Origin of the sequence: Sinorhizobium glycinis, from assembly GCF_001651865.1 — a bacterium.
GTDB classification, from domain to species: domain Bacteria; phylum Pseudomonadota; class Alphaproteobacteria; order Rhizobiales; family Rhizobiaceae; genus Sinorhizobium; species Sinorhizobium glycinis.
The window spans coordinates 1-11439 of sequence record NZ_LPUX01000058.1 but is presented as its reverse complement, the minus strand read 5'-3'; the positions used below and the strand labels follow the sequence as shown (position 1 = coordinate 11439).

At 57.4% G+C, this 11439-nt stretch carries 7 protein-coding genes and 3 pseudogenes; 9 read left to right on the top strand and 1 reads right to left on the bottom strand.

Going from position 1 to position 11439, the window contains the following annotated elements:
- Positions 1 to 65: 65 nt before the first annotated feature.
- The 9 genes and pseudogenes from AU381_RS13600 to AU381_RS13555 form a co-directional block, all read left to right on the top strand.
- A pseudogene (locus AU381_RS13600) lies at positions 66 to 802 on the top strand (radical SAM protein); the annotation flags it as partial.
- A 470-nt stretch (positions 803 to 1272) separates the two neighbouring features.
- Positions 1273 to 1863 carry a nodulation N-acyltransferase NodA gene (nodA, locus tag AU381_RS13595; protein WP_015633488.1) on the top strand — a complete coding sequence of 197 codons (591 nt, stop codon included), beginning with the start codon at positions 1273 to 1275 and terminating at the stop codon, positions 1861 to 1863.
- Positions 1860 to 2507 carry a chitooligosaccharide deacetylase NodB gene (gene nodB, locus AU381_RS13590; RefSeq protein WP_010875356.1) on the top strand — a complete coding sequence of 216 codons (648 nt, stop codon included), beginning with the start codon at positions 1860 to 1862 and terminating at the stop codon, positions 2505 to 2507. Before nodA ends, nodB begins: the two co-directional genes overlap by 4 nt.
- A 14-nt stretch (positions 2508 to 2521) precedes the next feature.
- Positions 2522 to 3763: a chitooligosaccharide synthase NodC gene (nodC, locus tag AU381_RS13585; protein WP_014858070.1), complete on the top strand. Its 1242-nt coding sequence runs from the start codon at positions 2522 to 2524 to the stop codon at positions 3761 to 3763.
- Between the two features lie 151 nt (positions 3764 to 3914).
- Positions 3915 to 4946, top strand: a complete 1032-nt coding sequence (nodI, locus tag AU381_RS13580) for a nodulation factor ABC transporter ATP-binding protein NodI (RefSeq protein ID WP_015633486.1) — start codon at positions 3915 to 3917, stop codon at positions 4944 to 4946.
- 3 nt (positions 4947 to 4949) lie between these two features.
- Positions 4950 to 5738, top strand: a complete 789-nt coding sequence (gene nodJ / locus AU381_RS13575) for a nodulation protein NodJ (RefSeq protein WP_015633485.1) — start codon at positions 4950 to 4952, stop codon at positions 5736 to 5738.
- Positions 5739 to 5837: 99 nt separating this feature from the next.
- Positions 5838 to 7897: pseudogene (gene nolO / locus AU381_RS13565) on the top strand (nodulation protein NolO).
- Positions 7898 to 8063: 166 nt separating this feature from the next.
- Entirely contained in the window at positions 8064 to 8789 is a 726-nt protein-coding gene (gene noeI, locus AU381_RS13560) for a 2-O-methyltransferase NoeI (protein WP_014858065.1), read from the top strand.
- A 1071-nt stretch (positions 8790 to 9860) separates the two neighbouring features.
- A pseudogene (locus AU381_RS13555) lies at positions 9861 to 10387 on the top strand (IS91 family transposase); the annotation flags it as partial.
- Between the two features lie 40 nt (positions 10388 to 10427).
- On the opposite strand, the gene AU381_RS13550 reads toward AU381_RS13555, so the two are convergent.
- Complete coding sequence (locus AU381_RS13550; protein ID WP_015633482.1) at positions 10428 to 11309, bottom strand: reverse transcriptase domain-containing protein; 882 nt, start codon at positions 11307 to 11309, stop codon at positions 10428 to 10430.
- Between the last annotated feature and the right edge of the window lie 130 nt (positions 11310 to 11439).

Sequence of the window (11439 nt, the reverse complement as noted above, 5' to 3'; positions counted from 1 at the left end):
CTTCACCTGGACCGCCGATCCCGACAAAATCATCGCTGCCGTCAAACGGGGGCACCAAGTGTTAGATTCCATCCACTAGTAAGGGGTGGCTGAGGAACTTGCCGGCGTCAGATCCGGTGTCGTTGTATCTCCACATTCCGATCTGTCGGTCGATGTGCTGGTATTGCGGATTTCCCAACAGCATAACTCGTCGAGACGCATCGATCCTCGACTATCTGACGGCGCTAGTGAGGAGATAAGTTTGGTAGCAGCCCAAGCGCCGCAGGCGCTGCCCGTGAGCGACGTGCACTTCGGCGGTGGAACACCAACCATCATCAAGCCAGAAGATTTTCTGGCTCTGATGGATCTTCTGCGTCGCAGTTTCGCCTTCAGGAAAACCATCGCTGTCGAGATCGAGCCGCGCACCTTCACGGCCGAGATGGCCGAAGCCTTAGGAGCGGCCGAGGTAAGCCACGTGAGTCTCGGCGTGCAAAGCTTTGATCCCATTGTTCAAAAAGCAACCAACCGGGTCCAGAGAAAGGCGCAGACGACCGCGGCTATTGAAAACCTGCGCCGGATTGGGATAAGTCGCATCAACTTCGACCTCATGTACGGCCTCCCGCACCAGACCGTGCAGTCCTGCGTTCAGAGCGCGACGGCAGCGGTCGCAATGCGCCGCGACCGGCTTGCCGTATTTGGCTACGCCCACGTTCCATCCTACAGGAAAAATCAGCGCATCATGATCGACGAGACGGCACTGCCTGATATAGCTGCCCGAGCCGAACAAGCCGTGGCTGTGGCCGAAACGTATCTGCCGAACGGCGCGGGAGCAGTAGCGGTATTAGCTTCTTTGCCGTTGGCGGCCAAGTCTCAGCCTGTTCTTTGATCCAACTTCCTTGTTTTCGAGAGCGTGGCCGCACGCCCGTGATTGGCTGGCCGAAGCTGATGCTCCCGCCGCGGTGTCGGGTTCGTTCATCAACCGTTGCTAGCAGGGAGACTTGGGCCGGGTGTATCCACAGTATGAATGGATATAATCCAAACAATCAATTTTACGGATCCGTCCAATCACTATTAGAAGATGCTCACGTTTGAAGAAATCAAGTGTGTCGCTGGTAGAGATTTGCGAGTGATACGGGAAGGTCGGGAAATGTCCCCCACTCACTGTGCAGGTTATAACAACCAACTTGGTCCGCAATGCGGGTTCGACGACAGTGTCGGGCGTCCATCGACCCCGGCCACTTCGGACGTTTGATGTACGTTTCAAGAAGCAGCAAGATGTGGAGTTCTTTGGATATGCGTCCTCAGATGCGGTGGAAACTGTGCTGGGAAAATGAGCTGGAGCTCTCCGACCACACTGAACTCGCTGAGTTCTTCCGGAAGACCTATGGACCGACCGGGACGTTCAACGCAAGACCATTTGAAGGTGGGCACAGTTGGGCCGGAGCAAGGCCGGAGTTCCGTGTAATCGGCTACGACGCTCACGGAGTGGCTGCTCACATGGGGCTGTTGCGCCGCTTTATCAGGGTGGGCGATGCCGATCTGTTGGTGGCGGAACTGGGTTTGTGGGGGGTTCGCCCGGACCTCGAAGGACTCGGGCTCAACCACTCCATCCGCGTCATGTATCCGGTGCTGCAGCAGCTTGGCGTTCCGTTCGCATTTGGCGCCGTTCGACACGCGCTGTACAAGCTTGTGGGCAGACTCTGCCGAAACGGTCTCGGTACAATTGTGGCTGGCGTTCGCGTGCGGTCCACCCTTTCAGATGTCTATCTCAACCTGCCGCCAACGCGCACTGAAGACGTACTCGTTGTGGTCTTTCCGATTGGACGTCCAATGAGCGAATGGCCATCCGGCACACTGATCGAACGAAACGGTCCGGAACTATGAAACAGCTTGACTATCTCCGGACAGTGCCCAGAAGCGGCACTGGGGCCCCGAGCGTCTACCTGACCTTCGACGACGGTCCTAACCCGGTTTTTACCCCTGAGGTCCTCGATGTGCTGGCCGAACACCGTGTCCCGGCGACTTTCTTCGTCATCGGGGCTTATGCTAAGGACCGGCCGCAACTCATCCGACGCATGGTTGCGCAAGGGCACGAGGTCGCCAACCATACAATGACCCATCCGGACCTGTCTGCCTGCGGACGTCGGGACGTGGAACGCCAAGTACTCGAGGCGAACAGGGCCATCAGGATGGCCTGCCCCGAGGCTTCGGTGCGGCACATACGTGCGCCTTACGGAATTTGGAGCGATGACGTGCTGACAACATCGGCAAACGCTGGACTGGCGGCTGTGCACTGGTCTGTGGACCCGCGGGACTGGTCCCGCCCCGGTATCGACGCAATCGTCGATGCGGTACTCGCCTCGGTCCGGCCCGGTTCAATCATTCTCCTGCACGATGGGTGCCCTCCCGACGAGTTGGCGAACACTGACGCCAGTTTTCGCGACCAGACGGTGGCGGCGTTGTCTCGTCTCATCCCTGCCTTGCACGACCGCGGATTTATAATCCGCTCGCTTCCTCAGAATCATTAAACGGACGGTTTTTCATGGATCTGCTTGGCACGACCGGCGCCGTAGCCATCTCCTTGTATGCAGCACTCTCGACGGCTTACAAAGGCATGCAAGCTATATACGCTTTGCCAACAAACACCACAGCTGCGTCAACGCCCGTGACCGGCTCCGGTGCACCGCCGAGCGTGGATGTTATCGTCCCCTGCTACAATGAGGATCCGCGCGCGCTCTCGGCGTGCCTAGCTTCCATTGCAAAGCAAGACTACGCTGGAGAGTTGCGGGTCTACGTGGTTGACGACGGTTCTGGCAATCGCAACGCCATCATACCTGTACACGATCATTATGCGTGCGACCCGAGGTTCCGCTTTATCCTGATGCCAAAGAACGTCGGAAAGCGCAAGGCGCAGATTGTCGCAATACGGGAATCATCGGGAGATTTGGTGCTCAACGTTGACTCGGACACGACCATTGCGCCGGACGTAGTCACGAAACTTGCCCTGAAGATGTACAGTCCCGCGGTCGGCGCGGCGATGGGTCAGTTGACGGCCAGCAACCGCAGCGACACATGGCTGACGCGGTTGATCGACATGGAGTACTGGCTCGCCTGCAACGAGGAACGAGCAGCACAGGCTCGCTTTGGAGCCGTTATGTGTTGCTGCGGCCCGTGTGCCATGTACCGGCGGTCCGCACTCCTATTGCTGCTCGATAAATACGAGACGCAACTGTTTCGAGGCAGGCCAAGCGACTTCGGGGAAGACCGCCACCTCACAATCCTCATGCTGAATGCAGGCTTTCGAACCGAGTACGTTCCGGACGCCATCGCGGCGACGGTCGTTCCAAACTCGATGGGGGCCTATCTGCGCCAACAACTGCGCTGGGCACGCAGCACGTTTCGCGACACATTGCTCGCGCTCCGCCTACTGCCGGGCCTTGATCGCTATCTTACGCTGGACGTGATCGGACAGAATCTTGGTCCGCTGCTCCTAGCCCTCTCGGTCCTGACGGGGCTAGCACAGCTCGCTCTGACGGCCACAGTGCCTTGGTCGACGATCCTGATGATTGCATCTATGACAATGGTCCGCTGCGGCGTGGCGGCGTTTCGAGCGCGAGAGCTGCGATTCCTTGGGTTTTCGCTGCACACCCTCCTCAACGTCGCTCTCCTGCTCCCCCTCAAAGCATATGCGTTGTGCACGTTGAGCAACAGCGACTGGCTGTCGCGTGGTTCCCCGGCTGCCGCACCCAACGGCGTAAAGGATTCTCCTGAACCCCATTGCTAAAACAAGCGCTGCGGAGCCGTCTGAAACTGCGGCACCCGCGTCGCTGGCTCAGCCTTGCGCAGCTTGCGAGGCTGCTGACATCAGTCAGTCACTGCGGTGGCGGTAGCCGGCTTTGCCAAACAGGCAAGCGAATTTAAGATAGGACGAGAAATTGCAGCTATTGACTCGAGCAAATGTCTCAAGCTCACCGTCGCGGCGGCCTGAGAGCAATGCACGCAAGCAGAAGTGCCACGGGCATAGCAATGCGGATAATTCGCTATCTTGCTCCAAATCAGATGTGGCAATCGAGCTTACCAACGTCAGTAAGTCTTATGGCGACAAAGTCGTTGTCGACCAACTGTCATTCACCATCACCTCAGGAGAATGTTTCGGCTTGCTGGGACCGAACGGTGCGGGCAAAAGCACGGTATCGCGTCTGGTTCTCGGCCTGGCACCGCCTGATGAAGGCACGATCACAGTGCTCGGAGAGCCGGTGCCAGCCCGCGCGCGTTTGGCGCGCAGCCGCATAGGGGTGGTTCCGCAATTCGACACACTTGATCGCGAGTTCACGGCGCGCGAGAACCTACTGGTGTTCGGACGTTACTTCGGCCTGCGTACTCGCGAGCTCGAGGAAGCCATTCCACCACTGCTCGATTTCGCTCGGCTCGAGAGCAAGGCGGATGTACCCGTGGCGCAATTATCCGGCGGTATGCAGAGACGGCTGACGCTGGCTTGTGCGCTGATCAACGACCCACAGCTCCTGATACTGGATGAGCCGACTACCGGCCTCGATCCGCATGCTCGCCACCTAATATGGGAACGGCTGCGGTCCTTGTTGGCGCTTGGCAAGACGATTCTACTGACTACCCACTTCATGGAAGAGGCGGACCGATTATGTGACCGCTTGTGTGTTATAGAGCACGGACGGAAGATCGTGGAAGGCCGCCCTCACGCGCTGATCGACGAGCAGATCGGGTGCGACGTGATTGAGATCTACGGCGGCAATCCGCGGGAGCTGACTTCAGTTGTCGGACCATATGCTCAGCGTGTCGAAGTGAGCGGTGAGACGCTGTTTTGCTATTCGTCCGATCCAGAACAGGTGCGCTTGCAATTGCGCGGGCGAACCGGTCTACGCCTATTGCAGCGTCCACCGAATCTTGAAGATGTGTTCTTGCGGTTGACCGGGCGCGAAATGAAGGACTGAGCGATGTGGAAACGTTACGCGGCGGTCCTACCCGCCAATCCTTGGAATTGGATTGCAGTGTGGCGCCGTAATTATATGGCATGGAAGAAAGCCGCGATCGCTTCAATTCTCGGTAACCTCGCCGAGCCCGTGACTTCGCTGTTTGGTCTCGGCTTCGGCCTGGGTGCGATGGTGGGTCGCGTCGACGGCATTCCATATGTCGCGTTCTTGGCGGCTGGCATGGTTGCAACAAGCGCAATGATCTCCGCGACGTTCGAGACTATTCACGCGACCTTCGCTCGCATGCACGCAAAACGAACTTGGGAATCAGCCCTGTGCACCCAACTCACGCTCGGGGACATCGTCCTCGGTGAACTGGCGTGGGCAGCCAGCAAGGCGTTATTGGCCGGGACAGCAATGATGCTCGTTGCAGCCACAATGGGCTTTGCATCGTGGCCGTCCGTTCTCTTTGCCTTGCCAGTGATCGCACTCACGGGGTTCGCCTTTGCAAGCCTGGCGATGATCGTCACAGCACTTGCGCCCAGTTACGACTATTTCATATTTTACCAGACGCTCTTCCTTACACCCATGCTGTTTTTGTCAGGAGCGGTCTTCCCAGTCAGCCAACTGCCCGACATTTTTCAGAAGCTATCGCATCTGCTGCCGCTGTCACATTCAATCGAGCTCATTCGTCCAGCGATGCTAGATCGCCCAGGCGGAGGCGTCGCTCTGCACATCAGCGCGCTTTGTATATTTGCAGTGATGCCATTCTTCTTATCTGTGGGACTTCTTCGGCGGCGTTTAATGTCCTGACCTACGGCAGAAAGAGCACTGCTTGAGCTTAGCAAACGACTAAATTCAGTCGGAGCACAGGGCCTACCTGTTACAAGTGACGAGAGATTGGAGAGCAACATGCTGTGTCTAGGACTGAGTGGCGGTCTAAGCAAGATTTACGAAAACACGCTCGATCTGCCGAATACATTTATGCACGACGGTGCAGCGGTTCTCGTCCGAGACGGCCGAGTGATAGCTGCTGTCGAAGAGGAGCGGCTTAATAGAATCAAACATTCCAACAAGCTGCCGCGCCGTTCGATTCAATACTGCCTTGAATACGCCGGGGTTCAGCTCAGCGACATCGACTGCTCGCGTATTATGCAACCGAGGCATTTTGCAATGCTATGCTCGAGCGCTTGCTCGTTTCTCAGCCGCACATGTCAATACCGTTGTATGCCAAGCTGTTGTTGTGTGGGTTGCTCGCGCAGGAATTTGGTACTGAGGTCGATCCGTCGCGAATCTCATTCGTAAGCCATCACCTGTCGCACGCCTGGAGCGCGTTTTCTATGTCGGGTTTCGAACAAAGTCTCATCTTGACAATTGATGGCGGTGGAGACTTCGCCTCGGGTCTTTTGGCGATAGGATCTGGCACGGAAGTCACACCGCTTGCGACATTTCCGGAGAGCGATTCTTTAGGGCTTTTGTACCTTGAGACCATAAAATATCTCGGTTACGGCATGTTTGATGAATACAAGGTCATGGGGCTTGCACCGTACGGCGACCCCGCTCCCCATCGCGACCTCTTCGAACAGTTCTACGAGCTATTAGACAACGGTGGCTACCGGATCTATCTGGACCGGATTGGTCCCACGCTGCTTCGCAGCATTGAGGTACGCCGAAAAGGGATGCCGTTCACTCAGCAGCATAAAGATTTGAGTGCTTCGTTGCAAGAAGCACTCGAACGGATTGTGTTTCACGTTCTACGGCATCACAGCGAGATCACCGGCATAAAGCGCTTAAGCTTGGCCGGAGGAGTAGCTCACAACTGCACTTTGAGCGGTAAGCTGTTGCGCTCGGGAATCTTCCAAGACATCTTCGTGCAACCCGCGGCACACGACGCTGGCTGCGCATTAGGCGCTGCATTGATGATGTCTAATGAACTAGGGCAGTCCGCACCTCGAGAGCGTTTGCAGGAGGTCTATTGGGGTCCTGATCTCGGGAGCGACCGCGCCGTGGAGCAGGAATTAATTGCATGGGGCGGCCACATTGAAATCGAACGCTGCGATGATGTGGCCAGCAGAGCAGCCGAGTGGATCGCCGATGGCGCCGTTATCGGCTGGATGCAGGGACGATCGGAATTCGGACCGCGTGCGCTTGGCAACCGTAGCATTCTTGCCGACCCTAGGCCGGCCACAAACAAGGATCGGATCAACGCGATTGTCAAGAAGCGCGAAGGCTATCGCCCCTTTGCGCCATCCGTGTTGGAGGAGGACGCCAACGAGTTCTTTGAATTGCCAGATAGCAGGCAGGAATTTCCCTTTATGAATTTCGTAGTGCCTGTGCGCGAATCCAAGCGCAATCTGCTCGGTGCCGTCACGCACGTCGATGGTACGGCGCGCTTGCAAACAGTATCGCGCAACATCAATCAAGCGTATTGGGAGGTCATCACCGCCTTTAGGAAACGAACAGGTGTCCCGATTCTGCTCAACACGTCCTTCAACAATAATGTTGAGCCGATAGTGGATTCGGTTGCGGATGCGGTGACCACATTTTTGACCACCGACTTGGATGGACTCGTGGTTGGGTCGTATCTCATCAAGAAGCGGACTGCGTCACCGGAGGACTGGAGTAGACTTGCGCTTTCGTTGCCGCCTTATTCAAGCCTCCATCAAGTGCGTGCATTTACGGCGTTAGACCGCCAAGAGACGGTATGCGAGATCCGCACGGGTCCCTCCAGCCGAGAAGCCGTGCGGATTTCATCCGAGTTGTTCGAACTGCTAATGCGGATTGATGGAGAAGCTCCGCTCGGCGATATCTTGGACCTCATCGCGCCCAATCAGAACCAGCGTGAAGCGCTCCTAAATGAACTGCGTGGGCTTTGGGAGCAGCGTAGCGTGCGACTGCATCCAATGCGCGCCGGCTCTGCAGCGGAACCACTATCAAGTTCAATCAATCTGTCAAGCGGTGCCCGCCTATGACAATCGCGGTAGTTCCGTCCCTCTCCTTCACCCATGCTGGTGGGGCCGAGACGCTCATGAGTGATGGGCGGCATTCGTTGAGGCTCCAGCGAAGCGCGGCACGAGCACTCAATGTCTCACCAGCGGTCAGCACCCGCATCTGCAATCAATATTGAGGTGTAATTTCATGGAAGTAGGACGGTATCTTAAAGAAGGCCTGCTAATCTCTCTTCAGCAACGCCTTCGCGAATTTGCGGAGGGCATAGGAAAGCCAACGTCTTCCTTGAAGGTCCATCGACAGATCGTTTCGCTCCTTGAAAAGCCTGACCCCGTGATTCTGGACATCGGTTGCAATGATGGAAGCGATGCGCGACGCTTTCTCCAGCTTCGTCCGAAGGCCCAGCTTTTCTGCTTTGAGCCAGACCCCCGAGCCGCTGCTCGCTGTAGGGAAAACATGGGGCCTTTGGACAGGATGAGGCTATTTGAAGTCGCGATCAGTGATCGAAACGGCAGAATCGATTTCCACCCCAGTAATGGAGATGCAAAGGAATGGGATCTGTCAGGCTCAATACGCCAGCCCAAGAATCACCTTTCCGAATATCAGTGGGTCCGGTTTGACGGACCCATCTCAGTTGAGACTCGGAGACTGGACGATTGGTGCAGTGAGGCTGGCTTGGAGAGTATCGACCTGATCTGGATGGATGTGCAGGGGGCCGAGTCCGACGTCATCGCTGGCGGCAAAGAGACTCTAAACAATACGCGCTTCATCTACACTGAATATAGTGACCAGGAGCTGTATGAAGGTCAACTGCCCCTGCGCGCAATTCTTGACCTACTGCCTTCGTTCGAATTGGTGGCTCAGTTTCCACGCGGAGTGGAGGGTGACGTTTTGCTCAGAAACACGAGGCTTTAGCACCAGTCGGCTTGTTCTCTTCCATATTGCGGGCTGTCCCAGCCCAAGACCGCCTCAGCAGGCAGGCCTTGGCGCCCGGTTACCTTGACCGCTGTGCCGACACAGGTCTCGCGCCATTAAGCCAACCAGATCGCGATGCGCGTCGAGCCACATCGCTCGCCGAAACAATCGCTAGCGTTACCGATCTTTGACAGCGGCTCTGCAACTGGAGAGCGTTTTTTCGAGACCCAGACGATCCGCCAAGGCCTGAATCGTACTACTCCTGTCACGGCCTCTCTGACGTTCGGCTCGCAGCGTCTGTGGTTCGAGTCGGATTTTGTCTCTCTACCTGGCTTCCGCTCTGAGGGTCCGTTGGAAGCGGAAGGGACGAAGATGAGGAGCAAAAAGATGAACAAAACGCGCCAACGGTGTCATCCTGCTCCGATGGGCAAAAAAGGTAACATATATCCGCAACGGGGTCCGCCCGCACGTCCGGCGAGGCTACGAGCCATGTGGCGACTGCTGCGGTGCATGCGAGCATCAGCACGGTCCTGCGATTCATGAGATATACCTCCGAAAATTCGGGTTAAATTTGCAACATGGGCGGCAGTAAGAGGCGTGCAATAGCGGTGGACCGTGTTTTCGGTTCCGATTGTCTGGCAGGCGCGGCAGACAAGTGCCCTTACCTTCGTGTTCCACCGGCCTAGGCAAAAACCGTGAACGCTGTTCCCCATCGCGCAGTCCTTCTTCATCTCTAAGAATAGCGCATGCGAATCGTCAAAGCGGATCATCTGCACTAGGCGGCAAAACCGAGCAAACCAAAGATCGGCGCGAGGCCGACACCGTCGGCAATCCCAATAGTGCGAAAGACTCCGGGTCCAAGAGGTATGTGACGTTCTTCATCTATCAGCCTTTCTCTATTGTCGTGGTGTCATGTCCCAACGAAAGGTAGCGTAGGCGAGGCACGCGTGGGGAGCTTCGCTATGCACCATGTGGCAAGACTGGGAAATCCATTTTTTGTATGGGGCCTATTCAAACCATGGAATGTGCGAACGAATGCATTCCAACACATCGGCTTGAGGGCCCCCGGGTGCCACGCGCGATCGCTGGCTTACCGACCGTCAGGCCGATCTGTTGCCGGTACCGTACTTCCATGTGGTGTTCACCATGCCGGCCGAGATCGCCGCGATCGCCTATCAGAACAAGCGGCAGCTCTATACGATGCTGTTCGAGGCGGCCGCCGAGACGCTCAAGACCATTGCCGCCGATCCCCGGCATCTCGGCGGCGAACTCGGCTTCCTCGCTATCCTCCACACCTGGGGGCAGACGCTGACCCATCACCCGCATCTCCACTGCCTCGTCCCCGGCGGCGTGCTGGCCGACGCTGGATCGCCTGTCGCCGCCGCCGTTTCTTCCTGCCGGTCCGGGTGCTCTCCCGGCTGTTCCGCCGCCTGTTCCTCGAGCGCTTGCTGTCGGCACAGGCGGCCGGAGGCCTGCGTTTCTTCGGCGCCCTCGCGCCGCTTGGCGATGGCAATGCCTTGGCCCGGGCGCTGCGTCCGCTGCGCAAGAAGCGCTGCCGAGTAGGTGGGGGCGTTACCGCCCCACCCCTCACAGACCCGGACGTGCAGTTTTCCCGCATCCGGTTCCTCATGGTAGAGTTTAGCTCACGGCAGCAAATGAATGAGCAATTCTGGCTGGCGGCAGCGGATGGCGTTTCAGGATCTCGTTAAGACGGGTCCATCGGAACACGCTTTGACGATCTCGTCGAGATAGCCATTTCTGCCATATCCTCACGACCTGATGGGCGAACCATCGCAATCGCCGAGCATTTCCTCCGACGCCATAATAGGCGAAGTGGCCCCACATCATGGACGAGAGATGGCGGTGCTGATCGCGGATCGACCAGTTCCGGTGTTTCCGGCACCAGTCACTCACCGCTGCCAGCGCACGAGCAAAGCGGCCTTTGGCCGTGACTTGCATCACCATGGCTTTTCCTCTGCGCGACCGTCCCCACACGTGGGTCAGGCCGAGAAAGTCGAAGCTGGTGCCATCCGTCTCCGGATGCCGTGTGCTCTCCGTCCTTCGCGGGCGAAAGTCGACGAGGCGCGTCTTGTCCGGGTGGAGCGTAAGCCCGTACCGTCCAAGACGTTTGCCCAGAACTGCCAGGACACGTTGGGCGTCGACGATGTTGTCAAACGCCATGATCGCATCGTCAGCATAGCGGGCAATGGTGCAGCCCCCACGAAGCCGCGGCCGCACCTCGGTCTCGAACCATTCATCCAGCACATAGTGCAGAAAAATGTTCGAGAGGCAGGGCGAGACGACGCCTCCTTGCGGGGATCCTTCTGTCGTTCGGCGCAGGAGACCATCTTCGATGGCCCCAGCATTCAGCCATTTATCGATCATCCGTCGGATGACGCCGTCGGTGACTCGCTGGTCGAGGAACGCCCGGAGGTAAGAGTGCGGGATCGAATCGAAGTACTTCTGTATGTCGAGATCGATCACCCAATAGAGCCGCTTTGCCCACAGCACGTTCTGCATATTGCGGAGCGCCTGATGGGCCGAGCGGGCACTGTAAAGTTATCAGCAAATTGATGCAGCGATAGCTGGCGGGGACGGCTGTCAGGCTGCGGCGACACACGCGATTTTGCTCCAGATTTGCATGGCGGCG